The sequence below is a fragment of the Streptomyces sp. NPDC059906 genome (assembly GCF_042730645.1).
GTDB lineage: Bacteria > Actinomycetota > Actinomycetes > Streptomycetales > Streptomycetaceae > Streptomyces > Streptomyces rubrogriseus.
Map to the genome: position 1 here is coordinate 185,297 of NZ_JBHWKU010000005.1, position 25,165 is coordinate 210,461.

A 25,165-nucleotide genomic window follows, 5' to 3' on the forward strand; every position below is an offset into this window, starting at 1 on the left:
AGTTGCCCGTGCAGTTCGGCCTGAACTTCTTCCCCGTCATCGATCCGGCGCGCAAGAGCGCCCCGCAGTACTACCAGGAGACGATCCAACTCGCCGTACTCGCCGAATCGCTGGGCTTCGAGCACGTACAGACGGTGGAGCACTACGGCTCCCCGTACGGCGGCTACTGCCCCGACCCGGTCACCCTGCTCACCGCCGTCGCCGCCAGGACCAGCACGATCCGCATCACCACCGGCGCCGTCATAGCCGCGTTCAACCACCCGCTGAAGACGGCGGCCAAACTGGCCATGCTCGACAACCTCTCGGGCGGACGGCTCGACGCCGGCTTCGGCCGGGGGTTCCTGCCCCACGAGTTCGAGTGGTTCCAGGTACCCATGGCCGAGAGCCGGGCCAGGTTCGCCGAGACGGTCGACGCGTGCGTCGCCCTGTGGTCCGACGAAGACGTCACCTGGAACGGGGAGTTCTACCGGTTCGGCCCGGTCTCCCTGCTGCCCCGCCCCGTGCAGCGACCGCACCCGCCGGTGTTCGTCGCCTCCGCGACCAGTGCCGAGTCCTGCGCGGCCGCCGGCAAGGCCGGCCACCACCTCCAGGTCGTGCCCTCCGTCACCTCGCGCGAGCAGCTGCGGGAGATGCTGGCGGCCTACCGCGAGGCATGGACGGCGGGTGCCCACCCCGGCCGTCCGCGCATCCAGATCAAGTACACCTGCTACCTCTCCCAGGACCGGTCCGAAGCGCTGGACGCGGCCGAGCGGTTCGAGCGCAACTACGTCGAGCACATGGCGGACGCGGTGGCCGGCTGGGCCGGAGCCCGCAGCGACCAGTACCCCGGCTACGAGAAGTTCGTCGAGAAGGTCCGCGACTACGACTTCGCCGCCTCCCTGGCCGCCACGAAGGTACTGGCCGGCACCCCGGCCGAGGTCCGCGACCAGCTCGCGCACATCGCGCAGTGGTACGGCGACGACCTGACCGTCAGCATCCAGGTCAGCCCCGGCCACATGCCCTACGAACAGAGCGAACGCGTCCTGCGGCTGTTCGCCGACCACGTGATGGCGGAGGTGTGACCGTGCTCGACGGATGCGTTACCAGGCCGCAGGAGGAGATCGACCGCTACCGCGCCGCCGGCTACTGGACCGGCGAGCCGCTCGGCACCGCGCTGCGGCGCTGGGCCACCGACCGCCGGGACCGCACCGCGCTGGTGGGGGAGGGGCGGCGGATCTCGTACGCCGAACTCGACGCCTGGGCCGACCGGTTGGCGGCCGGACTGCGCGGGCTCGGCATCGGCCCCGGCGATCGGGTGGTGGTCCAACTGCCCAACGCCCCCGACTTCGTGGCCGTCTGCTTCGGCCTCTTCCGGATCGGCGCGGTACCGGTCTTCTCCCTCCCCGCCCACCGGTCGTACGAGGTGCGCCACCTGTGCGAGCTGTCCGGTGCGGTCGCCCATGTCGTGCCCGGGTCGCAGCGCGGCTTCGACCACGTGGAGATGTCCGCGGCCCTGCGCAAGGAGGCCCCGTCCCTGAGGCACACGCTGGTGGTGGGCGAACCACGACCCGGGACACCCAAGGACGTCGTCCTGCTGGACGACCTCGACGGGGCGCCCGGCAAGGCGTACGCGCCGGACCCCACGGACGCGGCGTTCTTCCTGCTCTCCGGCGGTACGACGGCCCTGCCCAAGCTGATCCCGCGGACGCACGACGACTACGGCTACCAGATCCGCGCCACCGCCGAGGTGTGCGGCCTGGGACCGCAGACCGTGTATCTGGCCGTGCTGCCGGTGGAGTTCAACTTCACCTGGGGATGTCCCGGCATACTCGGCACCCTGCACGCCGGAGGCACCGTGGTGTTCGCACCCGACCCGAGCCCCGGCACCTGCTTCCCGCTGATCGCCGCGGAAAGGGTCACCCTCACCTCCGTGGTGCCCAGCATCGCGCACCTGTGGATGGCCGGGAAGGAGCACGCCCGGCACGACCTGTCGAGCCTTGAGCGCCTCCAGATCGGCAGCGCCAAGCTGCACCGGCCCGTCGCGGAACAGATACGTCCGGTGCTCGGATGCGCGCTCCAGCAGGTCTTCGGGATGGCCGAGGGGCTGCTGACCATGACCCGGCGCGAGGACCCGGACGACGTCGTCCTCGCCACCCAGGGCCGGCCCGTCTCACCGGCCGACGAGATACGCGTGGCCGATCCGGTGACGGGCGCGGAGGTGGCGCCCGGCGAGGTGGGCGAACTCGTCACGCGCGGCCCCTACACGCTGCGGGGCTACTACCAGGCACCGGAGCACAACCGGACCGCCTTCACCGACGACGGCTTCTTCCGCTCCGGCGACCTGGTACGGCTCACCCCGCGAGGCGATCTGGTGGTCGAGGGCCGAGTGAAGGACGTCGTGATCCGGGGCGGCGACAAAGTGTCCGCGGCCGAGCTCGAAGGCCACCTGAGCCGTCACCCGCGTGTCGCTCAGGCAGCCGTCGTGCCCGTTCCCGACCCGGTGCTGGGCGAGGCGATCTGCGCGTGCGTCATGCCCGACGGCGACCCCCCGGGCATGCCGGAGCTGCGGCGCATGCTGCGGGAGCGGGGCGTGGCCGACTTCAAGCTCCCCGACCTGCTGGAGATCTACGACGCCTTTCCGCTCACCGGTCTGGGGAAGGTCGACAAGAAGGCGCTGGCGGCCGACGCGGGCGAGCGATGCGAGAAGGGGAACTGATGAGGGCACAGCGGACGTACGACGTGCCCTTCGCGCGTCGCGGAAGCGTGCTGGACGACATCGAGTTCCGGGCACTGGCCGAGGTGCTCCACTCCGATGCCCCCCTGTCCATGGGACGGTGGCGCACCGCGTTCGAGGAGGACTTCCGCGCCCTCGTCGGTGCCCGGCACGCCCTGTCGGTGACCAGCGGGACCGTCGCCCTGGAAATCGCGATCGGCCTGCTCGACCTGCGTCCCGGTGACGAGGTGGTGGCCAGCCCGCAGACCTTCCAGGCGACGATCCAGCCGCTGCTCGACCTGGACGTCCGGGTGCGGTTCTGCGATGTCGACCCGTACTCGCTCAACATGGACCCGAACCGGCTGGCCGACCTGATCACCGATCGGACCCGCGCCGTCCTCCTGGTCCACTACGGGGGCTGGCCCGCCGAGATGGAGGCGGTGATGGACCTGGCGCGCGCCCGGGGCATCGTGGTGCTGGAGGACTGCGCGCACGCCCTCGGCGCCGAGTACCGGGGACGCCGGCCCGGTGCCCTGGCCGACATCGCCTGCTTCAGCTTCCACTCCTCCAAGAACATCACCACCCTCGGCGAGGGCGGCATGATCACTACCGACCGGGACGACTGGGCGGAGCGCATCGAGCGCCGACGTTCCAACCAGGTCGACGGCGTGTTCACCGGATCCGCCGCCACGCCCGGCGAAGTGCCCGAGCTGCTCCCCTGGATGCAGTACTCCGCCTACATCTACCGGGAGTCGTGCGAGTCGGTGCGCAGGTCGGGCACCAACGCCACGATGGCCGAGGCGGCCGCTGCCGTCGGCTCCGCGCAACTGGGCAAGCTGGACGCGTTCGTCGCCCGTCGCGGGGAGATCGCCGCCCGGCTCGACGAGGTGGCATCGGCGCACCCCGGGGTCCGCGTACAGAGGCCCGGCGCCGGCATCGGGCACGCCCACCACCTCTACACCTGCTTCGTACCGGGCGGCCCCGAGGCACGCACCCGGCTGGTACGCGCCTTGGACGAGCGTGGCGTGGAGATCCAGCTCCGGTACTTCCCGCTCCACCTCGTCCCGGAGTGGCGGGCCAGGGGCCATGGCCCCGGGGAGTGCCCCGTCGCCGAGCGGCTGTGGTTCACGGAACAGCTGAACCTGCCCTGCCATCCGGGACTGACTGAACACCAAGTCGCCCGTCTCGTCGAGGCGTTCGCCGACAGCCTGGACGAGGTACTGCCCGTCGGCGCCATGTCCCTACCGCGAGGAGGCCACCTCTGATGCCCCTGATCGAAGTCAAGCTGTACGAGAAGCGGGTCACGCCCACGACCCGCAGGCAACTGATCGAGCGGCTCACCGACGCGGCGGCGGAAGTGCTGGGGGACGAGGTGCGGGAGCACACCTGGGTGGTGCTGCACCCGGTCCCCGAGACGCACTGGGGAATCGCCGGCAAGCCGGGCGGCGCCTGAGGGGCGGCTCGCATGAAGAACCGATTCGACGACTGGCCCGTCGTGACCCTCGTCGCCGAGGGGGAGACCCCGGGCGAGATCCGCGACGCCGTACTGGCCCTGCTCCACTCCGCGCTGCAGCGCAGGCAGCCGTTCGCGGCCGTCCTCGACCTCACGGCAACGGCCGACGTGACGGAGACCGGCCCCGACCCGCGGACCGCAGCACACGCCAAAGCCGTCAAGGAGATACGGCCGGACCTGGCGAGCCGCTGCCGCGGCCTGGCATTCGTCGCGCGCGGGCGTGCTCCCGCCCCCGAGGCGGGACGTCGTTTCTGGGGCTGCCCCGTGATCCAGGCGACGGACGTCGGGCAGGCCGGGTCCTGGGCCCGGGACAGCTTGGCGGCCGCGGGCCGGGAGGAAGACCCGTGAGGTCAGCGGCACACGCCTGCCCGGAGATCGACGGGACTCGCCTGCGCAGAGCCCTGTCGACGGTGCCGACTTGTGTGACCGTGGTCTCCACCGCCGACGGCGAGATGCCATATGGCCTGGTCGCAGGGTCGTTCGTCTCGATATCCCTGGAGCCGCCCCTGGTGGGCTTCTTTGCGGCCACCTCCTCCACCAGCTGGCCGCACATGGCGCGGACCGGCCACTTCGCGGTCAACGTCCTGGCAGCCGGCCAGGACAGTCTGTGCGCCCGGTTCGCCTGCTCGGGAGGGGACAAGTTCACCGGGGTGCGGTGGACCCCCTCCGCCCTCGGCAACCCGTTGCTGCCCGGAGCGGTGCTCTGGATCGACTGCCGACTGCGCGAGACCAGAGTGCTCGGCGACCACCTCTTGGTGGTGGGCCAGGTCGTCACCCTCGAGCAACCGCGCTCGACGACAGGCGCGCCGCTGATCTTCCACGGCAATGGCCTTCGCACCCTTCGACCCGAACCGGCCTAGACAAGAAGGCCCCGGACCAGTGGTCTGGGGCCTTCTCTCCGGAGCGGGTGACGAGAATCGAACTCGCACTCTCAGCTTGGGAAGCGATGGCGCTTGCATCGCCGCGTAGCTTCTGACCTGCACGGGTTCGTATCGCGACTGCTGCACCGGGAGCCGGCCTGTGGACCGGTTAATGTTGGTGACGTATTCTCCTATGTACATCACCAACATTGTGTGGGAGGCGCGATATGTCCGTGACCCAGATCGACATCGACGACGACGCCCTGGAACGAGCCATGGCTCTGGCCCACGTACGGACCAAGAAGGAGGCGGTCAATCTCGCTCTGAACTTCTACGCCGAGCAGCAAGAGCGTGCGGCGCGCATCAGCCGTCACTTCGAGCGTGCCCGTGAGTGGGGTGCCGTTGAGGATGCCGAGCGTCTGCACAGGGCGGAGAAGCACAGCCGGTGATCTACCTGCTCGACACGTCCGGCCTGGTCCGGCTGCTCCGCGATCCGAAACTGCAATCGGCCTGGTACGACGCGATCGATGCCGGGGCCATCGCATCCTGCTACGTGCAACGCACCGAGTTCCTGTACAACGCCCGGAGCGGACGGGAGTACGACGAGATCGCGGAGATGTTCACAGATCTGTACCCCGACGTATCGGTGCCAAAGAGTGCGGGGCGTTGGATCGGTGCGGTGCAACACCGCATGGCTCGGGCAGGGGAGCATCGCAGCGCCTCGGCGGTGGACCTCCTCATCGCCGCCACCGCGGCTCACCATGGCCTGGCTGTCCTCCACGACGATGCCGACTACCGGGCGATCGCCCGGCACGCATCCGACCTGACTGAGTACAACGTGCACGACATAGCTTGAGGTGTCTTGCCGTCCGACAGGCACAGCGTGTGGCGGGCCGGGGATCGCTTCGTCTTCTCCTGAGCGGTGACGATCTCCGCATGAAGGCTGTCAGAACGCCTGGTCTTCGTCCGCCTGCTCCTGAGCAGCTTGTCTGTTGAAGTCGTACGTGTCTGCCCAGGCGGCCAGCTTGCGGTCACTTTTGTCGAGTCTCCGCCGCAGCTCCGCGATCTGTGCGTCGTCCCAGCCGTCCCTTTCGACGAGACTGCGTCCGCCTTCATCGACGGGGACGACTGCCATGGCTTCCACGGCTTTCGTCAGCTCTTCAGCCTTCGCCCGTACGTCCGCCCAGTGGCGACTGGCCGCCGTGAAACCGGCGGCTGGGGGAGAGCCCGTCGTCGACTCGCCGTTGTAAGTGTGGCGCACCAGGGCGTCGGTCAGTTCCCGCGGCTCGCCCCCGGACGAAAGGACCCGAGCCCCCTTTTCGTCGACCTCGTAAAGATTCTCGTCACGTCGGCCGGCCCGTACGACCTCATACGCCTGATGAACGCCACGGCTACGGGACAACATGGCGCGCAGGATGGTCGCCGGGCTGCGGTCGTCCTCGTACCCAGTCCCTCCGAACACCTCACGCTGCAACGCCATGGGATCCGCGACCGCCATGTAGTAGCAAGCCTTCACCGCCAGTTCGGTCTGTGCCGACCCGAGTTCACCGTTGTCACCGAGTCCGTACTCCACTTCCTCCAGGGCATCGTCACGCAGGCGCTCCAGCGACGCATCATCGTCGGCGGCCCTCTCCAGTCGCAGATCGGCCGTCAGGTGCCGGTCGATCTCCTTCAATCGATAAGCGCGTTGGAGGACCGCGCGACGCGGTCGGACAAACTGGACAAGGTCGTTCATCTCGGTGCGGTACGGGCGAATGATCAACTCGACGGCGATGTCAACCCGGTCCTCTCGCGTGGGCTTCTGTTTGGCGGTCAGGGACCGGATGCCGTCGTTGACGCGCCGTCTGGCGCTACTGCCCAGCACAGCGCGGAGGACCTCTGCTGCGCGGACGTCGCGGTGCGGGCTGAAACCTTCGTTGACGGCCTCCTCGTGGGTCACCACCCCGGCGAACCACTGTTTCTCGAGCTCCGTGATGCGGGCGGGCCGGGTACGCGTGGGCTGGGCGAGGGTGTCGAGCACGGCGTCGGCCTTGGCCTCGTTCTCCACCGCCGAGCCGTAGGGCTTCGGGGGGCGGATGTGGGTCAGGCCGATGAAGTTCCGGACGGCGGTGTGAAAGGGGAGGCTCGTTCGCTCGTTGGTTCGAAACCCGATCACCACACGGGTAGGCACGGTGAGGACGCGGACCTTCTGCTGCTCCGAGTCGCTGAGGTTCTCCCAGCCCAGCTTCTGGACCAGTCGGATCCACCGGTTGACCTCTCTCCGGAACAGCCGGCTGTCGCTGCTCCACTCGTACGCGACCTTCGAGGGCGCGTAGTCGAGGAGATCGTGCACCGCGCTGATACGGCTCGAGCCGTCGGCCGCGATCAGCAAGGGAGCGGAGCGGTATTCGTCACGGTGACGCACGGTCATGGGCACGACGGTGAGAGGCTGCAGTACGCCGTCCACTGCAACGTCCTCGCCGAGCGGATTCTCCCTGGCCAGACGCCCCTGGGCATCCTCCAGACGCTGCGCGAGCGTACTGGGGCTGTCCACCAGGACCTCCAGCTCCGCGGGTCCGTCCCGGCTCGTTGTCGGCTCGGGCAGCACGCGCAGGCTCGCAGCTGCCCCGCCCAATGCGTAGCTTCGGCGGCCGTACTCCCGAGGGTTGGCCGGGTGCGGCACCACGGCAGCGGACCACAGACGAGTCTCAGCGATGAGCAAAGTGCCGCCCTGAACGCGGAGTTCGGCGGGATCGGCCAGCTTTCGGCGCAGCTCGTCCGGTCGTACCGCGGCATGAGAAAGAACGCGGACGACCCCATCGGTGAATCCTCGGCTGGAGAGTGCTGTGGCCAGGTTGTCTACCGCGGAGACGCGGGGCAGGGGCCACTTCGCGGGCTGCCAGCCGCCCTCCGTGTCGACGGCGGAGACGCTGGCCGATACCGAGGCGGACGACGCCACAGGGGCACTGGCGCGCAGGGAATCACCAACCATGTGTCGCCTCCGCGATCCTGTCCGCCAGGAGCAGTGCGTTGTGCGCCTGCTCTCGGAGCGCCTCATGCTTCGTGAGTTCGTCGAGTTCCGCGGAGCGGGAGGCCTGCGCGGCGCGGTCGCTGAGCGCCGCGCGGACTTGGTACCAAGCCTCCCGGCTCTGCGGCACCGTCACCAGGTGGGTACCGTCGAGTTCGAGGGAGGCGGCTTCGCGGTCGGGTTGCCGTTCCACGATGCCGGTCCAGTGCACGGCCAGCCGGCCGAGGGTGACTCCGTCGTCAAGTTGTGCGTCAGGTGTCGTGTCGGCCGAGCATTCCGCCGCGGCCTGTTGAAGGACATCCGTGATCAGGAAGACTTCGTCCCCTGCGAGCGTGATCTGGACTGCGTCTGGTTGGTGCGTGGGCATGGAACAGCACTCCAGGTGAGCCGGGGCCGATGCGGGGGCATCGGCATGTCTGCGTCTGTCTGTCGGACGGGAGGGCCCGACCGAGCGAGAGCGCGGACATGCAAGCCGCCGACCTCCACCCGTGTCGATCCGCGGCATGGTTGCTCCGGGACGTCTGGTGCCGTTCGAGCCACACGCCGACCGTCTGAAGGCAGGCAGGACGTGACCGTCGTGCCTCCTGCACGGGAAGCGGTTCGGCTGCTCGACTCGGCCAACTGCGACCGGCGAGGAGCCGTTCCACACAACGCGAGGACATCGAGCAAGTCGCTCAAGACGCAGAATGTAGCTGCCTCGTCACCATCCGTACAAGAATTTTCCTCTTGTCGCAGAAGAAGACTCCGTCCACGGCGGTAGAGGCCCCGATCCGCCAGGGGCCGGACTCCGGAACACCCGTATGCGATCGCCGTCGCCGACACTTTGGCCTGCTTGCCATCTTCGATGTGCTGCACCCGGAGCCCACCGCGTCCGCGGCGAGATCACCGCTGAAGGGCTCCCTGGTTCGCCGCCGCTTCTGCTGGCTGAACTCGATCACGTTGCTCTCCCCAGCTCATGCGGCGAGGGCGCTTGCGGAGCCCTACGCCTTCTGACCTGTGCAGACGCCGTCTACTTGAGTGGCCGTGAGGGTCGGCTCACACCGGTTGCGTGAGTGCGATGGCTGAAGCGCCGGGCTCGGCTCGCTCTGTTGCCCGGACTGGAGACCGCGTCGCGAGTGCAGACACCGGTTCGTCAGGTAGGCGCGCTACGACAGGTATGCGCCGAGCCAGTGTCATTTCCGCGGATCCGTGTTGCAGTCCGTGATCGACAGGGCAGGTCAACGGGCAGACCAGGGACAGGGGCGCGGAGCGCTGCTCACCGGTGCTGTTCGGCTTGTTGGAGGAGGCCGAGCGGCACACTAGGGAACGCCACCGGTGGGTGGTGAGAGCGACGGCGCTGAGTTGGGCTGCAGGTGTGCTCGGCATCTCGGCTGCTTCTGGGCCTTGGTGGCTGGCTCTGCACGTGCATCCCTGGAACCTGCTGCACGCCCGTGCTGGTCTTCCGCTGTTCACCATCTAGCGTGTCCCACCGTAATGCCCGCCTGACCGTTCATGGCAGGCGACTGCTGATCGCCCGTGTCTGCTCGGGCCGTCCTGTCGCGCACGTCGCCGCGGAAATGGGCATCTCCCGTCCCACGGCCCACAAGTGGATCCGACGCCGGCGATCCGAGGGCGATCCGGGCCTTACGGACCGCTCCAGCAGGCCCCGGACGACACCGCACCGTACCCCGGCGGCGACCGAGGCCCAGGTGTGCCGGCTGCGGCAGGACCGAAAGCTCGGCCCCGCCCGCATCGGCCCGATCCTGGGCCTGCCCGCCTCCACCGTGCACCGGATCCTGACCCGCCACGGCCTGCACCGTCTGGCCTTCCTGGACCGGCCCACCGGGCAGATCATCCGCCGCTACGAACGCGAGAGGCCCGGCGAACTCGTCCACGTCGACGTCAAGAAACTCGGCCGGATCCCCGACGGCGGCGGCCACAAGGTCCTGGGCCGCCAAGCAGGCCGCGCCACCCGCAGCAATATGGGCTTCGACTACATCCACTCCGCCGTCGACGACCACAGCCGCCTCGCCTACAGCGAGGTCCACGGCGACGAGAAAGCTGCCACCTGCGCCGCCTTCCTGCGCCGGGCCGCAGCCTTCTTCACCGCCCACGGCATCGACCGCGTCGAACGGATCCTGACCGACAACGCCTGGCCCTACCGCAAAAGCTTCGCCTGGCAGCAGGCCCTGGCCGACCTCGGCGCGACCGGCAAGCTCACCCGCGCCTACCGCCCGCAAACCAACGGCAAGGTCGAACGCTTCAACCGGACCCTGCTCGACGAATGGGCCTACCTACGGCCCCACACCAGCAACACCGAACGAACAGCAGCCCTGGCAGACTTCCTGCACACCTACAACCACCACCGCTGCCACACCGCACACCCACCGATAAGCCGTGTGAACAACCCTGCGAGTCCCTACACCTAGGGCGCGATCAGGTCACCCGCAAGGCAGGAGCCCGCCATTCCGCTCCCTCGGGAGCACTTGGCCTTCGACGAATGGTTGTGTGCGCCTATGTCGCGCCTGTGCGCCCTGTTATCGGCGATGCGGAAACATTCACTATTTCCCGGGGTCGTGAGGCAAAGGCGTCACTGCCGGCGGAATCGCTAATGCGGGAGGGGTGCTTTGGATATTGATCTCTGGAGCAGCATATTCGATCGCGGAAGGATCATTTCCTACCGGCGGGATCAGACCATGCTCCTGAAGGGCAGCCTGAAGGGGAACGTCCTGCGGGTCGTCGAGGGATGGGCTCTGGTCACCGATCCGCACCCGGACGGTGAGCCCACTTTTCTGGAAATCCGTGGCCGGGGTCAGCTTCTGGGGGAGACCTCGGCCTTGTCGGGACAGCCGCGGAACGCAGAAGTGACAGCAGTCTGTCGCACTGTCGTCCAGGCCATCGGCTACGAACGGTTCCTCACAGAACTGGGGCGCAGTGACGCGCTGGTCGGGATGCTGCTGCACGCGCAGCAACTGCACATGAGGGCCAATGTGCGGGCCGGGTTGCGGCGTTTCGGCGTGGCGAGCGGGCTCAGCCGACTCCTGCTCGACCTGGCCCACACCGCCGGCACGTCCCATGTGGCCGGGATTCCCCAGAAGGTGCTGGCCCACGTCCTCGGTGTCACGCCCCGGACGCTGTCCGGTGCCGTCGCCGAGCTGGAGCGTCGAGGTGCGCTCTCCGTGCGCTGGCCCGTGGTCCACATCACGGACGATGCCGTACTGGAGCAACTGGCGCGTAGCAACGCGTGAGGGCCATCGTCACTCGGCAGTACCGGCAGGGTGACGCACATCACCGCGCCGAGTGGAAATTCTTCCGCTTCGCATTGCTGTCGATTGCCGATCGTTGAATTTGCCCGCAGTGCCCGGAACATCTCCTGGGAGGTTTGTCATGTCTGAAAATTCCTGGTCATCCGGGAACGAAAGCTGTCCGCTGCCGCCCTACTTCGGTCTTCTCGCAGTGGACGCAAAGGATTCGACCCGACTGCCGTCAGTGCGCCACGCTCCACTCAGCAGGTCCATCACTGACATCGTCCACCGGGGGCTGGAAGGCGCGGGCCTGGGGGAGATGATCAGGCAGTTCGAGAGCAATACCGGAGACGGGCTTGCCTTCGGTTTCGATCCGTCGTGGCTGCCGCGAGTCATCAGCCCGTTCGCGGATGTACTCGACTCCCTTCTCCAGCGGCACAACGCTGGGCCCGGTCCGCGTATCAGGCTGCGAATGAGCATCCACGTCGGGCCGGTTCCCGTCTCACCGGGGCTGCCCGGTGACGGCAACGCGGCTCCGCGCAGTGAGACGCACCGTCTCCTGGACTGCGCGGCCGCGCGCCGAGGACTCGCCGAGTCGGGTGAGGACGGGACGTCCCTCGTCGTCATGGTCTCCGATGCTGTCCACAGCGCGGTGGTCGTCGGAGGCTATTGCGCTGTGCCGTCCTCCCGCTTCATCAAGGTCTGTGCCGAGGTCCCCGGGAAGGAGTTCGCACAGACGGCCTGGATGTACGTGCCATCGCCCTCCGGTGGTCTGCTCCGTCGGCCCACTGCGCAGACGGCATCCGCGAACGAGCCGAAGGGAGGCACCGACAACGCTGCCCCTACGGGCCCGCGACCGATCCATGAGCGGGTCCAAAACGTCGAGTCCGGCGTCGCCATCATGGACAGCACCCTGCGTGACGTCCATCAGCGCGGGGTGCCCCGGCCGGGCCGGGAACGCCGCTCGTGAGCACCGCGTCGGACCAGCCCGGAACCGACCACGACCGGAACACGTCCCCGTGGCTCGCCAGCCAGTACGTGGGCTCGGGGACTGCTGTCCTAGGGGCGCGGGCCCACTGCATCACGATCTACAACTCCTCCATAGGCAACCAGGTCCCGTGGACGTCCGGCGTTGCACCGGCCGGTCCGCCGCCCGGCCCGTTCCAGACGCTCGGCCGACTGCGGAGATTGACCAGTGGGCTCCTCCAGCTCGCCAACCGTCTTCATACGACGGCCGAGGCCCTCGCGGGTCTGTCCTTCCACACCGGAAGTCCCGCCAGATCGTCCTGTACCTGCTTCTCCCGTACGTCGGAGGCCGATCGGCTGAGGAGGGACATGTGACCCAGCTGAAGTACACCAGCTTGTTCGACAACATCGAGGCACACGTCGAGACACTGCACACCAGCCTGCGTCTCGGTGCTGCCGGGGGCACGGGGCCCTCGGACCTGACACTGCGGGAGGCGCGGGCGCTGGTGCACGGACCGTCGCGTGCCGAGCCGACACCCCGGGCCATCTGGAGTTACGTCATGGCCGAGGCCGCTATGGACCCGGACCCCGGCGGCGCATCGGTCCTGCTTCTCGTGTGGTTCACCCTCCCGAGACTTCGCCGGGCCGTGTGGCAGGTCCTGTCGCGCCTTCCGGCTGAACGGGCCGACCTCGAAGCCGAGACCGTACAGGGAGTCCTGGAAGGCGTCGCCGCCGTCGATCCGCTTGCTGCCGGAGCGGGCGAACGACTGATGCGAGCGGCTGCCGGTCGCGCCTGGCGTCTTGCCCGGAGCTCGGTCCCGAAACGCCCCGTCCCGGATCCCGCCGCCCTGTCCGCGGACAGCGTCGCCCCGCCGTACCCGGATCACCGGCTTTCCGCTTGGATCGTGCACATCACGCCCCCCGACCGCGCCGACGGGCTCGCCGCACCGATCCGCTTCTCCGCCTTGAGACAGCGCATCGAGGGGGAACGCCTCGGCGCGCTCGCCGAGGAGATGGGCCTGCGCCATGTGGTGCACCGTGCGCGACGCCCCGGCCCTGGACGCCGTATCGGCACTCTGTCCCTGATCCCCTACGGGAGTCCGCGATGAACCGAACCCACCGAACACTCACTTTCGCCGAGGCGTTCGATCTCCCGTTGAGCGTCGATCTGCGGACCGCTGCCCGCGCCCTCGCAGTCTGCCCCGCCACCGCATACCGGCTCATCCACTTGGATCGCTTTCCCTGCCGAGTGGTTCGCGTCGGTCATCAGTACCGCATCCCGACGGCGTCTCTCATGCGAGCCCTGGGCATCGAGAACCTTCCCGTCTACGCGACGGACGTCGAGGCCGGGGCCGAGATGTCCGCTGCCCTGACACATCATTTCGACGAGCAGGAGGACAGCCAGTGAGCACAGCGACCGGCACTGCCCCGGACGACTCGTCCCGCGGTACCTCGACCAGTTGCTTCGTGATCGGCCCCATCGGCGACAAGCACGCGGAGTACGGGAGCCCGAAGCGTCTCCTGTACGAGGGTGCGCTGCGCGTCTACGACGAGGTCGTCCGTGCAGCCTGCCGGGACCACGGAATCGTTCCGTTGCGTGCCGACGCCATCGCGGACACCGGGGAGATCACCGACCAGATCCATCGGCGGCTTCACGAGGACGACATCGTGATCGCCGACGTCAGCGGAGCGAACGCCAACGTCATGTACGAGCTGGGCTTCCGTATCGGCCGAGGCAAGCCGGTGATCCTCATTGGCAAGAGTGGTGACCTGCCGTTCGACATAGCCCGGTTGCGGACCATCCGCTTCCGGAAGGCCGAGTCAAGCCTTCACGAAGCCCGCGACCAGTTGAGCCGCGTCCTCTACGAGGGAATCACCTGCGGGTTCAGGAGCGTGCCCTACGCCAACGCGACTGTCTCCAGCCCCGCGCCGGCCGACGACGGAGACGACGACGGCGACGGCGACGGCGGGCCAGGTATCGTCGACCGGCTGGCGCAGGCCGAGACCCAGATGGACTCCGTACTCACGGACATAGAGGCCATGGGCGAGGCACTGATGCGGATCGGCGTGGTGGCGGAGGAATGCACTCCGGAGATGAACGCGGCCAACGCGGCCAATCTGCCGGCCAGTGCCCGGCTCGCGCTCGTCAAGAAGTTCTCCACGGCTGTTGCTGAGCCGGCTACCGCGTTCAGGACCAGCAGCGAGGCGTTCGCCGAACGCATGGCCGACATCGAGGCAGGAGTCCACGCGGCACTCGACCTCATCGAGAGCCGATCTCCGGCCGAACGCGATGAGGAGGCCGAGACGTTCCTGCGCCAGATCATCGAGTTGGCCGAGTCCACCCGGGTGGGGACCACGCACATCGCCGAGCTGGGGGCGTCGATGAAGACAGCCGTCGGATACTCGAAACTGCTCCGGCAACCTGGACGCGATATCGCCGTTGGGGTACGCGCGGTCACCTCTCTCGAACTGCGCGTCGACTCCTTGGAGCGCCGGGCCCGTGCGCTCCTCGCCGCCGGGGAATCATCGGCACCGGACCACGAAACCGCAGTCCCGCCGATGCTTTCCCACCTGACCGCTTCGTGACCCACTGACCTACGCACCTGCGGTGAGGGCCGCCTCATCGCGAAAGTCGAGGTCCCGGGGCCGATGGTGAGGCGCGGCCGTACAGGCTCTCCGCGCGACGAGTGATCACCGTGAACAGCAGAAAGGCCCGGGTCTCCGACCTGGGCCTTCTGTATGGAGCGGGTGACGAGAATCGAACTCGCACTCTCAGCTTGGGAAGCGACGGCGCTTCTTGGTCAAAACTGCCCCCACCTGCGGGTTCGTGGCTCGGGTGCGGACCTCTCGAACCTGTCCCACGCCGCTGTTTACCGTTGTTGTCCGGTCGTATGGGCACGCAGTGGGCACGGCGCTGGGACGGCGGCGCCTCGCGGAAGGAGACGGGCCTTCGGCGGTGAGATACCCCTGCAGGCGTGGTGTCACTGATGTAGTGACTTGCGGTTGCACACTCTGGCGTCCGTCCTGTAACACCAAGATCACAAAAAGCCTCTTATAACGTGCAGACTTCGATCTTCGCCGCAGGCAGCCTGGGGTCCTGGGCGAGGAGGCAGTCGATGTGGTGGATCTCGATGGGGTTCGGGAGCGTCGCGGGTGTTGTGATCCTGCGCATTCTGCTCCGACAAGTCCGGGGGCTGTTGCTGGACGTCGGTGACGTGGTCCGCGCCTGGACCGAGGTTCTGCCGAATATCCGAGGCGGGGAAAGTCGGCGGGTTGGATGCTGCGCTGTTCACTATCGGTGTCCCGGTGCCGCGGAGGCTCCGAGGTGTTTGCGCAGGCTCAGTATGTGATCAGGCGTGATGGCATGGTTGGTCTGAGTGCGAACTCCGGGTGCGTGAACGACGCGGCGCCGGAAGCGGTACGTCGCTGCTGCCGGACGGTCGTGACTGCCCGGGCAGGCGGATGACCGGACGGCTGTGCCTACCGGCGCCGCTTCTTCCATACCGTCACAGCCGACGGCCGCGGAACTCTGCCCGGCCCCGGCCGAACGGGAACCGGGCTCGCGGCCCTGGTGCCGTCGGTCTCGACCGGGTGCAGCCGCCGTACCGGGCGGGTCAGAAACCGTCGTGCGGCGTAAGGGCCGGTCCTCCACGAGGCCGGTCCCTTGCCTTCGCTGCTCAGCCGAGGTGGTCGGCCAGCTCACGCTCCAGCGCCGCCCTCGGCTTGGCACCGACGATCGTCTGGACGACTTCGCCGCCCTTGTAGACGTTCATCGTCGGGATGGACATCACGCCGTACTTGGCGGCGGTGTCCGGATTCTCGTCGATGTTGAGCTTCACGATCTCGATCGCGTCGCCGTGCTCGGCTGCGATCGCCTCCAGGGAGGGGGCGAGCTGGCGGCATGGGCCGCACCAGGCCGCCCAGAAGTCGACGAGCACGGGCTTGTCGCTCTGGAGGACGTCGTGGTCGAAGGAGGCGTCGGTGACGTTCTTGAGGACCATGTGGGTCTCCTCGTACGGGGTGGAACGGGTGCCGTCAGGCGACCGCCACGACCTCGGCGGGCACGGGCGCGTCGGCCAGGGCCGCGAGGTACCGCTCGGCGTCGAGCGCTGCGGCGCAGCCGGAGCCGGCCGCGGTGATGGCCTGGCGGTAGGTGTGGTCGACGACGTCGCCGGCGCCGAAGACGCCCGGGGCGTTCGTGCGCGTCGAGGGCGACTCGACCTTCAGGTAGCCCTCGGAGTCGAGGTGCAGTTGGTCCTTGAAGAGTTCGGTGCGCGGGTCGTGGCCGATGGCGATGAACAGGCCGGTCGCGGCCAATTCGCGGGTCTCGCCGGTGAGGGTGTCGCGCAGCGTCATGCCGGACAGCATGCCGTTGTCCTCGTGGAGTGTGGCGACTTCGCTGTCGAAGGCGAAGGAGATCTTGTCGTCGGAGAAGGCGCGGTTCTGCATGACCTGGGAGGCGCGCAGGGTGGAGCGGCGGTGCACGACGGTCACCGAGCGGGCGAAGCGGGTGAGGAAGGTGGCCTCCTCCATGGCGGTGTCGCCGCCGCCGACGACCACGATGTCGCGGTCCCGGAAGAAGAACCCGTCGCACGTCGCGCACCATGACACACCCCGCCCGGACAGCGCGTCCTCCTTGGGCAGGCCGAGCTTGCGGTAGCCGGAGCCTGTGGCGACGATCACAGTCCTTGCCCGGTGGACGGTGCCGGCGGTGTCGGTGACGGTCTTGATGTCATCGCTCAGCTCGACGGTGACGATGTCGTCGTCGATCATCTCGGCGCCGAACCTCTCGGCCTGGGCCCGCATGTTCTCCATGAGGTCGGGACCCTGGACCCCGTCGGGGAAGCCGGGGAAGTTCTCGACCTCGGTCGTGGTCGTGAGCGAGCCGCCGACGAAGATGGCGCTGCCGAAGACGAGGGGGTTCAGGCCGGCGCGGGCGGTGTAGAGCGCGGCGGTGTAGCCGGCCGGGCCCGAGCCGATGACGATGACGTCGCGCACGTCCGTAGCGTTGCTCATGACTGCGGCTCCGGGGCGATCTCCTTGATCAGGCTCTCGACCAGCACCTTGATCTCGTCGCGGATCGGGCGGACGGCGTCGACGCCCTGGCCGGCCGGGTCTTCCAGCTGCCAGTCCAGGTACCGCTTGCCGGGGAAGACCGGGCAGGTGTCGCCGCAGCCCATGGTGATGCAGACGTCGGACTCCTTGACCGCGTCCACGGTCAGCATCTTCGGCACCTCGGCGGAGATGTCGATGCCGACCTCGCTCATCGCCTCGACGGCTGCGGGATTGACGTTCTCACCCGGGTTCGAGCCCGCGGAACGGACCTCGACGCGGTCCCCGGCCAGGTGGGTCAGCCACGCGGCGGCCATCTGCGAGCGGCCGGCGTTGTGGACACAGACGAACAGCACGGACGGCTTGTCGGGCATCAGGAGATCTCTCTTGTCTCACGACGGCATCAGGTGCGAATGACATCAGCACCCGGTGGTGTCAGCCACCACTGATGTGAGAGTATCAGTACATGATGACGTCAGTCGACACTGACCTGCTCCGGGTTCTGGCGGACCCGCTCAGGCTGTGGATCGTGACCCTGCTCGCCCAAGAGACGCTGTGCACCACCCACCTCGTGGAGGAGACGGGTGCCCGGCAGACCAATCTCTCCAACCACCTGAGAGTGCTGCGCGAGGCGGGGGTCGTCGAGACGGAGCCGTGCGGCCGCTACACGTACTACAAGCTCCGCCCGGACGTCATCGCCTCGCTCGCCGGCCAGTTCGCCGACCTGGCCGAGTCCGCCCGCACCGCCGCCGAGAACAAGAGGGCCTGTCCGTGACCCGCACCGAAGCACCCGCGACGACCGCCGAGGAGTCCTCCGTCGTTGCGAAGCTGTCGACGCTCGACCGCTTCCTCGCCGTCTGGATCCTCATCGCCATGGCCGTCGGCCTCGGCCTGGGCCGAGCCATCCCGGGCCTGAACGACGCTCTTGCCAAGGTCGAGATCGGCGGCATCTCTCTGCCGATCGCCATCGGCCTGCTGATCATGATGTATCCGGTCCTGGCCAAGGTCCGCTACGACAAGCTCGACGCCGTCACGGGCGACCGCAGGCTCATGGCCTCGTCGCTGGTGATCAACTGGATCGTCGGCCCGGCGGTGATGTTCGCGCTCGCGTGGATCTTCCTGCCGGACCTGCCCGAGTACCGCACCGGCCTGATCATCGTCGGCCTGGCCCGCTGCATCGCCATGGTCATCATCTGGAACGACCTCGCCTGCGGAGACCGCGAGGCCGCGGCCGTGCTGGTCGCCCTCAACTCCGTCTTCCAGGTCCTGGCGTTCGGCCTGCTCGGCTGGTTCTACCTCGACCTGCTGCCGGGGTGGCTCGGCCTGGGCGACGGCGAACACCTCGACATCTCCATGTGGAAGATCGCTCTGAACGTCGTCATCTTCCTCGGCGTCCCGCTGCTGGCCGGCTTCCTCACTCGACGCATCGGCGAGAAGAAGCTCGGCCGAGAGAAGTACGAGTCCAACTTCCTGCCGAAGATCGGCCCGTGGGCGCTCTACGGCCTGCTCTTCACGATCGTTATCCTCTTCGCCCTGCAGGGCAAGACCATCACCTCCCAGCCGCTGGACGTGGTCCGCATCGCGCTGCCGCTGCTGGTGTACTTCGCGGTCATGTTCTTCGGCACCTTCCTGCTGGGCAAGGCGATCGGCCTCGCCTACGACCGCACGGCCACCCTCGCCTTCACTGCCGCGGGCAACAACTTCGAGCTGGCCATCGCCGTCGCCATCGCCACCTTCGGTGTCACCTCCGGCCAAGCCCTCTCCGGGGTCGTCGGACCGCTCATCGAAGTCCCGGTGCTGATCGGCCTCGTCTACGTCGCGCTGGCCTGGCGCAAAAAGTTCACCCCGTCCGCTCTTACCACTGAGGGCAGGGACCACTGATGCACTGCCTGGACTGCCGCGCACAGGGAACGACCAGCACGGCCGTCGGCGTCTGCCACGACTGCGGTGCCGCTGTCTGCCACGAGCACACGCTCGTCGCCAACCGCGTCGTGCGTGGAGGACCCCTCCTCGGACGACCGGGCGAGGTCATGGCCCGCACCATCCGGTGCACCACGTGCGCGGCGGTACAGGCGGCATGACACAGCACACCGACGTGGTGGTGATCGGCGGCGGCCAGGCCGGGCTCGCCGCCGCCTACCACCTGCGCCGCCAGGGCCTGGACTTCGTCGTCCTCGACGCCCAGGCCACCCCGGGCGGGGCCTGGCAGCACACCTGGGACTCGCTCCACCTGTTCTCCCCGGCTGCCTTCTCCTCCCTCCCCGGACGCCTCATGCCGCCGCAGCCGGGCCAGGAGTACCCGGAGGCCGGGCACGTGGTGGCCTACCTGGGCGACTACGAGAAGCGGTACGACCTCCCCGTGCAGCGACCGGTCCGCGTGACCGGCGTGCACGACGACGGCCGGCTGCTGCGAGTGGAGACCGACTCCGGCACCTGGCACGCACGCGCGGTGATCAGTGCGACCGGCACCTGGTGGCGCCCCTTCCTCCCCGCCGTCCCCGGCCGCGGGGACTTCGAGGGCAGGCAACTGCACACCGTCTCCTACCGCAGACCGCAGGACTTCGCGGGCCGGCGAGTGATCGTCGTCGGGGGCGGCAACTCGGGCGCACAGATCGCCGCCGACCTCGCGTACGACACCGAGCTGACCTGGGTGACCCAGCGACCGCCCCGATACCTCGCCGACGACATCGACGGCCGCGCCCTGTTCGACGCGGCCACCGCCCGACGCCGTGCCCTCGACGCAGGCAACACCGACACCGGAGGAGTCGCCTCGCTCGGGGACATCGTCGCCGTACCGCCCGTGCGCGAGGCCCGGGACGCCGGGCGGCTCAAGGCGTCGCCCATGTTCGTACGCCTCGACCGTGACGGCGTCGTCTGGGCCGACGGCACTCGGGCGCCCGCCGACGCGGTGATCTGGTGCACCGGCTTCCGGCCTGCCCTCTCACACCTGTCACCCCTGGGCCTGCGCGGCCCGCACGGCCACATCGCCGCCCAGGGCACGCGCGCCGTGGCGGACTCCCGGCTGCACCTTCTCGGATACGGAGACTGGACGGGCCCCGCCTCCGCCACGCTTATCGGCGTTGGGCGGCCAGCCCGCGACGCAGCGCGGGAGATCGCCGGGCTTCTCGAAGGGGCAAGGTGATCCGCGTGCGCTACCGAACGGCCAGCAGCTGTCCCATCGCCGCCAGTACCGACGGCTCGACCCGGTAGTAGACCCAGGTGCCGCGCCGCTCTGAGGTGAGCAGGCCGGCCTCCTTGAGCTTCTTCAGGTGGTGGGAGACCGTCGGCTGGGAGACGCCGACGTCGGAGATGTCGCACACGCACGCCTCGCCGCCCTCGTGCGAGGCGACGGCTGAGAACAGCCGCAGCCGCACCGGGTCGCCGAGAGCCTTGAACATACGGGCGGTCCGCTCGGCCTCCTCGGCGGTGAAGGGGCGTTCGCTCAGCGGCGGGCAGCACGGCACCGCGGTGGCGGGGGCCTCGGATCGTTCCAGAAGCGGCAGTGCCTTCGCGTTCGACATACGTCTATGTTGACACACGTCGAACTAGAGCAGCCAGGGTCAGCGAGCACCGAGGTGGGCGGCCAGGCGCCGGGCGACGCGGACGGCATCCCTGCCAACCCCGCGCAGAGAGTTCGAGGAGAGACTGCGCTGCCATTCCAGGCCGACGTACGCCAGACCGGGGTGGGTGGTCGACAGGCCCTCCCGGTGGCGCGGGTGACCGTCGGCGCCCAGGGCGCCGAGTGGGTGCAGGTAGCCGAGGTCAGGTCGGTAGCCGGTGGCCAGCAGGATCGTGTCGATCTCCTCGGTGCCACCGTCGGCCCATGTCACCTTCGTGCCGTCGATCCCGTTGAACACCGGGCGCAGGTCGGGAGCGCCGGCTGCGACTGCGGCACGGTAGCGGCCGTCGTCGATCACGAACTGCGTCGGCGGCGTGCGCAGGAGCCTGCCCACCGGCAGCGTGTCGAGCCCCGTCCGCTTCAGCCACCAGTGCAGGTCCCGGCCCAGCGGACGTTGCCGGGCGAATCGCGCTGCGTGTCGGGCCGCGAGCGTCACCCGGGCGTGCGCGGCCAGCTCGACGGCGATCTGCACCGCGGAGTTTCCGGCCCCGACAACCACCACCCGCTGCCCGGCGAAGGGGTGCGGCGTCCTGTACTTGGCCGCGTGCAGCACGGTGCCCGTGAATGCGTCCAGTCCCGGGAGGGCGGGACGGTGGGGCCGTCCGAAGGTCCCGGAAGCGGCCACGACACCTCGGGCCGTCATACGGTCGCCGGTTTCCAGGGTGAGGGTGAAGTTGCCGTCGCTCGTGCTCACCTCCTGCACGCGCGTGCCGGTGCGGACGTCGGTGTCCAGGCGCTCGGCGTAACGCAGCAGGTAGGCGACGACCTCGTCCCGGTGCGGGTAGCGGTGCGGATCGCCGCCGAACGGCAGGCCCGGCAGTGAGCTGTGGGCGGCGGGAGAGAAGAGGGCGAGGCTGTCGTAGTAGCGGGGCCACGACCCCGCGGTCTGCTCGGACGCTTCCAGGAGCACCGGTGCCAGACCCTGCTCGCGTAGGGCGTGCGCGGCGGCCAGCCCGGACTGGCCGCCACCGATGACCACCACGTCGACGTGTTCCATACCCACTCCCTCGGGAATACTCAGATTTGCGGTTTCGATGAATGTCTATGTTGACGCTCATCGAAGCAGGTGTCATGCTGGTCCCGCAAGGGATCGACAGATGTCGAAGCAAAAGGGAGTGTCGTCGCCGTGTCCAACAGCAGCGTGTCCACCACAGACCACCAGCAGCCCGTTGTGGTCATCGGCGCCGGTCCCGTCGGCCTGGCCGCAGCCGCGCACCTCGTCGAACGCGGCATCGAGCCCCTGGTGCTGGAGACCGGCCAGTCTGCTGCCACCGCCGTACGCGAGTGGGCCCACGTCCGCCTGTTCTCGACGTGGGCGGAGGTCACCGACCCGGCCGCCGATAAGCTGCTCGCCCCCACCGGCTGGGTCCGCCCCGACGGGACGACGTACCCGACCGGCGGCGACTGGGCCGAGCGGTACCTCCAGCCGCTCGCCGACGTCCTCGGCGACAAGGTCCGCTACGGAGCGACAGTCACCGGCGTGGCCCGCGCCGGCCGCGACCGGATCGTCGACTCCGGCCGCGAGGAGCAGCCCTTCACCGTGCACATCGAGACGGCGGAGGGCGGCGAGGAGCGGATCACCGCCCGCGCCGTCATCGACGCCTCCGGCACCTGGTCCGTGCCCAGCCCGATGGGCGCGAACGGCATCCGCGCCCTCGGTGAGAAGAAGACGGCCGAGCACATCACCTACCGCGTCCCGGACCTGAAGGACCCGGCTGTCCAAGCCCGCTACGCCGGCAAGCGCACGGCGGTCGTCGGTTCCGGCGCCTCCGCCTTCACCGCCCTCGCCCTCCTCGCCGACCTCGCCGGGGAAGAGGCGGACACGCACGCGGTCTGGATCCTGCGCCGGGGCATCGGCGACGCCACGTACGGCGGCGGCGAGGCCGACCAGCTCCCGGCCCGCGGCGCCCTCGGCCTACGCGCCAGGGCGGCGGTGGAGAAGGGGCACGCGAGTGCCGTCACCGGGTTCCGTACGGAAGCGGTCGAGCGGGACGGCGACCGGCTGATCCTGGTCGCCGAGGACGGCCGCCGCCTGGACGCGGTCGACGAGATCATCGTCCTGACCGGCTTCCGCCCCGACCTCTCCTTCCTCTCCGAACTCCGCCTCGGCCTCGACGAGCGCCTCCAGGCCCCGACCGCACTCGCCCCGCTGATCGACCCGAACGTCCACTCCTGCGGCACCGTCTACCCGCACGGCGTCAAGGAGCTGTCCCACCCTGAGCAGGGCGTCTACCTGGCCGGCATGAAGTCCTACGGCCGCGCCCCCACGTTCCTCGCCATGACCGGCTACGAGCAGGTCCGCTCCATCACGGCTGCACTCGCCGGCGACCACGAGGCGGCCGAACGCGTCGAGCTGACCTTGCCGGAGACCGGCGTGTGCGGCGGCGCGGGCCTGTTCGACGAGCCCGACGCCGCGCAGAGCGACGAGGGCGGCGGCTGCTATGCGGCCCCGGCCACGCTCCAGATCGGCATCGGCGCCCCGGCCTCCTCCGGAGGTTGCTGAAACTCCACTCCCGTTCCAGGAGGTTCACCATGTCCCGCGTGCAACTCGCCCTACGGGTACCGGATCTCTCCGCGTCCGTCGCCTTCTACACGAAGCTCTTCGGCGTCGAGCCCGCCAAGCTCCGCGACGGCTACGCCAACTTCGCAGTCGCCGAGCCCTCGCTCAAGCTCGTCCTCATCGAAGGCGAGGCGGACGCGGCGACACGCATGGACCACCTCGGTGTCGAGGTCGACAGCACGGAAGCCGTCCACGCCGCCACCCGGCTGAGCGCAGCAGGGCTGGTGATGGCCGAGGAGAACGACACGGCCTGCTGCTACGCCCTGCAGGACAAGGTCTGGGTCCACGGCCCCGGCCAGGAGCCCTGGGAGGTCTACGTGGTCAAGGGCGACGCCGACACCCTGGCCAAGCACGGCGCAGGCCCTGCCGACGCCGACGCCAGGGAAGCGGCTGACGCCGCCGGATGCTGCTGATCCGCCGATGACCCACCTGCACACCCGTGAGGCCGTGACCGGAACAGGGGACCGGTCACGGCCTCACGCCGCCCTCCCCGCCCTGTGTGCCACCCAGATCACCAGCTGGGGGATCGTCTACTACGCCTTCCCCGTCCTGAACCCGCGGATCACCACCGACACCGGCTGGTCGACCACCGCCACTACCGGCGCCTTCTCCGTCGCTCTGATCGTGTCTGCCCTCGCAGGCATCCCCGTCGGCCGCATCTTGGACCGCCGTGGTCCACGTACGGTCATGACCGTGGGCTCGATTCTCGGCGTCACCGCCGTGCTCGCCCTCGCCTACGCGCCCAACCTAACCGTGTTCATGGCTGCCTGTCTGCTGGCCGGCCTGGCCATGGCCGCGACCTTCTACCAGCCCGCCTTCGCCGCCGTCACCCGTTGGTGGGGTGAGGACCGAGTCCGCGCGCTCACCGTGGTCACACTGGCCGGCGGCCTGGCCTCGACGGTCTTCGCACCTCTCACGGCCGCGCTGGCCGAGCACCTCAGCTGGCGACACACCTACGCACTTCTCGCCCTGATCCTCGCGCTCGTCACCGTCCCCGCCCACGCCCTTGCACTGCGCGCACCATGGCCGCCGTTGCCCGCCCACACCAAGCAACAAGCCGGCGACAGCAAAACGGTCGCCCGCAGCCGCCCGTTCCTGACGCTGACAGCCGCGCTCACCCTCAACGGCTTCGCCACGTTCGCCGTCGTCATCGCACTCGTCCCACTGCTGACCGAGCGAGGCATGAGTCCTACGGCAGCCGCGTGGGCCCTCGGGCTGGGCGGCGCAGGCCAGACGCTCGGCCGCGCTCTCTACTCCGCCCTCGTGCGCCGTACCTCGGTCACCACACGCACGGTCGCTCTGATCGTGGCCGGCAGCGCAACCACCGCGTCCCTCGCGATGACCCCTGGCCCGTACCTGTTCCTGGTGCTTCTGTCCGTCGTCGCGGGCATGGTCAGGGGAAACCGCACCCTGCTCCAGGCCACCGCCGTCACGGAACGCTGGGGGGCCGCCCACTACGGCACGCTGTCCGGCCTCCTTGCCGCACCGGTCACGATCGCCGGCGCACTCGCCCCCTTCGCCGGCGCTGCCCTCGCGGCAGCCCTCGGCGGGTATCCTGCCCTCTTCTGGGTCCTCGCGGGAGTATCAGTGGGCGCCGGCCTGTTGGCGGCGGTTTCCGACTGGCGCTGAGCGAAGACCCGGCGGTCGGAAACGAGCCACGGCGGGAGGGTCG

General features: G+C 69.0%; 29 protein-coding genes. 22 read left to right on the forward strand and 7 right to left on the reverse strand.

The window, feature by feature from the left end; genetic code table 11:
• Nucleotides 1–8: 8 nt before the first annotated feature.
• The 8 genes from ACFV9J_RS10585 to ACFV9J_RS10620 all read left to right on the forward strand — a co-directional run bounded on the left by ACFV9J_RS10585 (nt 9) and on the right by ACFV9J_RS10620 (nt 5,921).
• Nucleotides 9–1,061: an LLM class flavin-dependent oxidoreductase gene (locus ACFV9J_RS10585; RefSeq protein ID WP_385352560.1), complete on the forward strand. Its 1,053-nt coding sequence runs from the start codon at nt 9–11 to the stop codon at nt 1,059–1,061.
• A gap of 2 nt (nt 1,062–1,063) precedes the next feature.
• Nucleotides 1,064–2,695 (forward strand): (2,3-dihydroxybenzoyl)adenylate synthase, encoded by a 1,632-nt coding sequence (locus ACFV9J_RS10590; RefSeq protein WP_385352562.1) that lies wholly within the window; start codon nt 1,064–1,066, stop codon nt 2,693–2,695.
• A complete protein-coding gene (locus ACFV9J_RS10595; protein WP_385352564.1) occupies nt 2,695–3,957 on the forward strand; it encodes a DegT/DnrJ/EryC1/StrS family aminotransferase in 1,263 nt (420 codons plus the stop codon). Before ACFV9J_RS10590 ends, ACFV9J_RS10595 begins: the two co-directional genes overlap by 1 nt.
• Nucleotides 3,957–4,145: a 4-oxalocrotonate tautomerase family protein gene (locus tag ACFV9J_RS10600; protein WP_385352566.1), complete on the forward strand. Its 189-nt coding sequence runs from the start codon at nt 3,957–3,959 to the stop codon at nt 4,143–4,145. The genes ACFV9J_RS10595 and ACFV9J_RS10600 overlap by 1 nt, the downstream gene beginning before the upstream one ends.
• Nucleotides 4,146–4,157: 12 nt before the next feature.
• On the forward strand, nt 4,158–4,553 hold the full coding sequence (locus ACFV9J_RS10605) for a hypothetical protein (protein WP_385352568.1): 396 nt from the start codon (nt 4,158–4,160) through the stop codon (nt 4,551–4,553).
• A complete protein-coding gene (locus tag ACFV9J_RS10610) occupies nt 4,550–5,065 on the forward strand; it encodes a flavin reductase family protein (RefSeq protein ID WP_385352570.1) in 516 nt (171 codons plus the stop codon). Before ACFV9J_RS10605 ends, ACFV9J_RS10610 begins: the two co-directional genes overlap by 4 nt.
• A 227-nt stretch (nt 5,066–5,292) precedes the next feature.
• A complete protein-coding gene (locus tag ACFV9J_RS10615; protein ID WP_318325675.1) occupies nt 5,293–5,514 on the forward strand; it encodes a type II toxin-antitoxin system VapB family antitoxin in 222 nt (73 codons plus the stop codon).
• Nucleotides 5,511–5,921: a PIN domain-containing protein gene (locus ACFV9J_RS10620; protein WP_385352573.1), complete on the forward strand. Its 411-nt coding sequence runs from the start codon at nt 5,511–5,513 to the stop codon at nt 5,919–5,921. The genes ACFV9J_RS10615 and ACFV9J_RS10620 overlap by 4 nt, the downstream gene beginning before the upstream one ends.
• Before the next feature lie 90 nt (nt 5,922–6,011).
• Here ACFV9J_RS10620 and ACFV9J_RS10625 read toward each other — a convergent pair whose 3' ends face one another.
• Nucleotides 6,012–8,036 (reverse strand): hypothetical protein, encoded by a 2,025-nt coding sequence (locus ACFV9J_RS10625; RefSeq protein ID WP_385352575.1) that lies wholly within the window; start codon nt 8,034–8,036, stop codon nt 6,012–6,014.
• On the reverse strand, nt 8,026–8,439 hold the full coding sequence (locus tag ACFV9J_RS10630; RefSeq protein WP_385352577.1) for a hypothetical protein: 414 nt from the start codon (nt 8,437–8,439) through the stop codon (nt 8,026–8,028). Before ACFV9J_RS10630 ends, ACFV9J_RS10625 begins: the two co-directional genes overlap by 11 nt.
• A gap of 359 nt (nt 8,440–8,798) precedes the next feature.
• On the opposite strand from ACFV9J_RS10630, the gene ACFV9J_RS10635 reads away from it, so the two are divergent.
• The 7 genes from ACFV9J_RS10635 to ACFV9J_RS10665 all read left to right on the forward strand — a co-directional run bounded on the left by ACFV9J_RS10635 (nt 8,799) and on the right by ACFV9J_RS10665 (nt 14,848).
• On the forward strand, nt 8,799–9,065 hold the full coding sequence (locus tag ACFV9J_RS10635; RefSeq protein WP_385352579.1) for a hypothetical protein: 267 nt from the start codon (nt 8,799–8,801) through the stop codon (nt 9,063–9,065).
• 467 nt (nt 9,066–9,532) lie between these two features.
• Nucleotides 9,533–10,480 carry an IS481 family transposase gene (locus ACFV9J_RS10640; RefSeq protein WP_385352581.1) on the forward strand — a complete coding sequence of 316 codons (948 nt, stop codon included), beginning with the start codon at nt 9,533–9,535 and terminating at the stop codon, nt 10,478–10,480.
• Nucleotides 10,481–10,678: 198 nt separating this feature from the next.
• Complete coding sequence (locus tag ACFV9J_RS10645; RefSeq protein WP_385352583.1) at nt 10,679–11,299, forward strand: Crp/Fnr family transcriptional regulator; 621 nt, start codon at nt 10,679–10,681, stop codon at nt 11,297–11,299.
• A 139-nt stretch (nt 11,300–11,438) separates the two neighbouring features.
• Nucleotides 11,439–12,266, forward strand: coding sequence for a hypothetical protein (locus tag ACFV9J_RS10650; protein WP_385352585.1), 828 nt, complete (start codon nt 11,439–11,441; stop codon nt 12,264–12,266).
• 367 nt (nt 12,267–12,633) lie between these two features.
• The gene (locus ACFV9J_RS10655) at nt 12,634–13,371 is read left to right on the forward strand and encodes a hypothetical protein (RefSeq protein WP_385352587.1); all 738 of its coding nucleotides are present in this window, start codon (nt 12,634–12,636) and stop codon (nt 13,369–13,371) included.
• Complete coding sequence (locus ACFV9J_RS10660; RefSeq protein ID WP_385352589.1) at nt 13,368–13,670, forward strand: helix-turn-helix domain-containing protein; 303 nt, start codon at nt 13,368–13,370, stop codon at nt 13,668–13,670. The genes ACFV9J_RS10655 and ACFV9J_RS10660 overlap by 4 nt, the downstream gene beginning before the upstream one ends.
• On the forward strand, nt 13,667–14,848 hold the full coding sequence (locus tag ACFV9J_RS10665; RefSeq protein WP_385352591.1) for a hypothetical protein: 1,182 nt from the start codon (nt 13,667–13,669) through the stop codon (nt 14,846–14,848). Before ACFV9J_RS10660 ends, ACFV9J_RS10665 begins: the two co-directional genes overlap by 4 nt.
• A gap of 1,091 nt (nt 14,849–15,939) precedes the next feature.
• Here ACFV9J_RS10665 and trxA read toward each other — a convergent pair.
• From trxA to ACFV9J_RS10680, 3 genes are read right to left on the reverse strand one after another with little or no spacing between them, the layout of a single operon-like run.
• Nucleotides 15,940–16,263 carry a thioredoxin gene (gene trxA / locus ACFV9J_RS10670; protein ID WP_385352593.1) on the reverse strand — a complete coding sequence of 108 codons (324 nt, stop codon included), beginning with the start codon at nt 16,261–16,263 and terminating at the stop codon, nt 15,940–15,942.
• Between the two features lie 34 nt (nt 16,264–16,297).
• Nucleotides 16,298–17,278: a thioredoxin-disulfide reductase gene (trxB, locus tag ACFV9J_RS10675; protein ID WP_385352595.1), complete on the reverse strand. Its 981-nt coding sequence runs from the start codon at nt 17,276–17,278 to the stop codon at nt 16,298–16,300.
• Entirely contained in the window at nt 17,275–17,688 is a 414-nt protein-coding gene (locus ACFV9J_RS10680; RefSeq protein ID WP_385352597.1) for an arsenate reductase ArsC, read from the reverse strand. The genes trxB and ACFV9J_RS10680 overlap by 4 nt, the downstream gene beginning before the upstream one ends.
• Before the next feature lie 92 nt (nt 17,689–17,780).
• On the opposite strand from ACFV9J_RS10680, the gene ACFV9J_RS10685 reads away from it, so the two are divergent.
• The 4 genes from ACFV9J_RS10685 to ACFV9J_RS10700 are packed head-to-tail and all read left to right on the forward strand — an operon-like array spanning nt 17,781 to nt 20,456.
• Nucleotides 17,781–18,089 (forward strand): ArsR/SmtB family transcription factor, encoded by a 309-nt coding sequence (locus tag ACFV9J_RS10685; RefSeq protein WP_385352599.1) that lies wholly within the window; start codon nt 17,781–17,783, stop codon nt 18,087–18,089.
• Nucleotides 18,086–19,195 carry an ACR3 family arsenite efflux transporter gene (gene arsB / locus ACFV9J_RS10690; RefSeq protein WP_385352601.1) on the forward strand — a complete coding sequence of 370 codons (1,110 nt, stop codon included), beginning with the start codon at nt 18,086–18,088 and terminating at the stop codon, nt 19,193–19,195. Before ACFV9J_RS10685 ends, arsB begins: the two co-directional genes overlap by 4 nt.
• The gene (locus ACFV9J_RS10695; RefSeq protein ID WP_385352603.1) at nt 19,195–19,395 is read left to right on the forward strand and encodes a DUF2180 family protein; all 201 of its coding nucleotides are present in this window, start codon (nt 19,195–19,197) and stop codon (nt 19,393–19,395) included. Before arsB ends, ACFV9J_RS10695 begins: the two co-directional genes overlap by 1 nt.
• Nucleotides 19,392–20,456: an ArsO family NAD(P)H-dependent flavin-containing monooxygenase gene (locus tag ACFV9J_RS10700; protein ID WP_385352605.1), complete on the forward strand. Its 1,065-nt coding sequence runs from the start codon at nt 19,392–19,394 to the stop codon at nt 20,454–20,456. Before ACFV9J_RS10695 ends, ACFV9J_RS10700 begins: the two co-directional genes overlap by 4 nt.
• Nucleotides 20,457–20,466: 10 nt before the next feature.
• Here ACFV9J_RS10700 and ACFV9J_RS10705 read toward each other — a convergent pair whose 3' ends face one another.
• Together ACFV9J_RS10705 and ACFV9J_RS10710 are read right to left on the reverse strand one after the other, a co-directional pair.
• A complete protein-coding gene (locus tag ACFV9J_RS10705; protein ID WP_385352607.1) occupies nt 20,467–20,835 on the reverse strand; it encodes an ArsR/SmtB family transcription factor in 369 nt (122 codons plus the stop codon).
• A 39-nt stretch (nt 20,836–20,874) separates the two neighbouring features.
• Nucleotides 20,875–21,930 (reverse strand): flavin-containing monooxygenase, encoded by a 1,056-nt coding sequence (locus tag ACFV9J_RS10710; RefSeq protein ID WP_385352610.1) that lies wholly within the window; start codon nt 21,928–21,930, stop codon nt 20,875–20,877.
• A gap of 129 nt (nt 21,931–22,059) precedes the next feature.
• Between ACFV9J_RS10710 and ACFV9J_RS10715 the strand changes: the two genes are divergently transcribed.
• From ACFV9J_RS10715 to ACFV9J_RS10725, 3 genes are read left to right on the forward strand one after another with little or no spacing between them, the layout of a single operon-like run.
• Complete coding sequence (locus ACFV9J_RS10715; protein WP_385352612.1) at nt 22,060–23,436, forward strand: NAD(P)-binding domain-containing protein; 1,377 nt, start codon at nt 22,060–22,062, stop codon at nt 23,434–23,436.
• A 29-nt stretch (nt 23,437–23,465) separates the two neighbouring features.
• On the forward strand, nt 23,466–23,906 hold the full coding sequence (locus ACFV9J_RS10720) for an ArsI/CadI family heavy metal resistance metalloenzyme (RefSeq protein ID WP_385352614.1): 441 nt from the start codon (nt 23,466–23,468) through the stop codon (nt 23,904–23,906).
• A 7-nt stretch (nt 23,907–23,913) separates the two neighbouring features.
• The gene (locus ACFV9J_RS10725; RefSeq protein ID WP_385352616.1) at nt 23,914–25,122 is read left to right on the forward strand and encodes an MFS transporter; all 1,209 of its coding nucleotides are present in this window, start codon (nt 23,914–23,916) and stop codon (nt 25,120–25,122) included.
• Nucleotides 25,123–25,165: the final 43 nt, after the last annotated feature.

Coding starts and splice junctions, on each gene's coding strand:
- ACFV9J_RS10705 (WP_385352607.1), bottom strand. CDS start 20,835: ATGTCGAACGCGAAGGCACTGCCGCTTCTGGAACGATCCGAGGCCCCC.
- ACFV9J_RS10595 (WP_385352564.1), top strand. CDS start 2,695: ATGAGGGCACAGCGGACGTACGACGTGCCCTTCGCGCGTCGCGGAAGC.
- ACFV9J_RS10720 (WP_385352614.1), top strand. CDS start 23,466: ATGTCCCGCGTGCAACTCGCCCTACGGGTACCGGATCTCTCCGCGTCC.
- ACFV9J_RS10625 (WP_385352575.1), bottom strand. CDS start 8,036: ATGGTTGGTGATTCCCTGCGCGCCAGTGCCCCTGTGGCGTCGTCCGCC.
- ACFV9J_RS10650 (WP_385352585.1), top strand. CDS start 11,439: ATGTCTGAAAATTCCTGGTCATCCGGGAACGAAAGCTGTCCGCTGCCG.
- ACFV9J_RS10695 (WP_385352603.1), top strand. CDS start 19,195: ATGCACTGCCTGGACTGCCGCGCACAGGGAACGACCAGCACGGCCGTC.
- ACFV9J_RS10605 (WP_385352568.1), top strand. CDS start 4,158: ATGAAGAACCGATTCGACGACTGGCCCGTCGTGACCCTCGTCGCCGAG.
- ACFV9J_RS10710 (WP_385352610.1), bottom strand. CDS start 21,930: ATGGAACACGTCGACGTGGTGGTCATCGGTGGCGGCCAGTCCGGGCTG.
- ACFV9J_RS10700 (WP_385352605.1), top strand. CDS start 19,392: ATGACACAGCACACCGACGTGGTGGTGATCGGCGGCGGCCAGGCCGGG.
- ACFV9J_RS10685 (WP_385352599.1), top strand. CDS start 17,781: ATGATGACGTCAGTCGACACTGACCTGCTCCGGGTTCTGGCGGACCCG.
- ACFV9J_RS10615 (WP_318325675.1), top strand. CDS start 5,293: ATGTCCGTGACCCAGATCGACATCGACGACGACGCCCTGGAACGAGCC.
- ACFV9J_RS10725 (WP_385352616.1), top strand. CDS start 23,914: ATGACCCACCTGCACACCCGTGAGGCCGTGACCGGAACAGGGGACCGG.
- ACFV9J_RS10630 (WP_385352577.1), bottom strand. CDS start 8,439: ATGCCCACGCACCAACCAGACGCAGTCCAGATCACGCTCGCAGGGGAC.
- ACFV9J_RS10660 (WP_385352589.1), top strand. CDS start 13,368: ATGAACCGAACCCACCGAACACTCACTTTCGCCGAGGCGTTCGATCTC.
- ACFV9J_RS10600 (WP_385352566.1), top strand. CDS start 3,957: ATGCCCCTGATCGAAGTCAAGCTGTACGAGAAGCGGGTCACGCCCACG.
- trxA (WP_385352593.1), bottom strand. CDS start 16,263: ATGGTCCTCAAGAACGTCACCGACGCCTCCTTCGACCACGACGTCCTC.
- trxB (WP_385352595.1), bottom strand. CDS start 17,278: ATGAGCAACGCTACGGACGTGCGCGACGTCATCGTCATCGGCTCGGGC.
- ACFV9J_RS10680 (WP_385352597.1), bottom strand. CDS start 17,688: ATGCCCGACAAGCCGTCCGTGCTGTTCGTCTGTGTCCACAACGCCGGC.